Here is a 378-nt window from a genome sequence, read left to right as displayed (position 1 = left end):
TGCTCAACCCGAACGGCACCTACACCTACACCCCCACCACCGACTTCAACGGCACCGACAGCTTCACCTACACCGTCACCGACAGCCAAGGCGCCACCACCACCGGCACCGTCACCATCACCGTCGAACCCGTCAACGACGCGCCGGTCACCAACGACACCGCGGTCACCGTCGACGAAGACGACACCTACAACGGCGCAGTCCCGATCAGCGACATCGACGAAAACGACACCGCCACCGTCACGTTGGGCCAGAACGTCACCAACGGCACCCTCGTGCTCAACCCGAACGGCACCTACACCTACACCCCCACCACCGACTTCAACGGCACCGACAGCTTCACCTACACCGTCACCGACAGCCAAGGCGCCACCACCA

Annotated in this window: 1 protein-coding gene; it reads left to right on the top strand. The window is 63.8% G+C overall.

Annotated features, from left to right (window positions below; all coding sequences use genetic code 11):
• A partial coding sequence (locus tag BHQ18_RS28875) for a tandem-95 repeat protein (protein WP_131815757.1) occupies positions 1–378 on the top strand: 378 nt, incomplete at both ends.

It is taken from the genome of Mycolicibacterium flavescens, assembly GCF_001722335.1.
Lineage (GTDB): Bacteria > Actinomycetota > Actinomycetes > Mycobacteriales > Mycobacteriaceae > Mycobacterium > Mycobacterium flavescens.
Note: the sequence above shows the minus strand (reverse complement) of the source record. Positions and strands in the feature narration are given on the sequence as shown.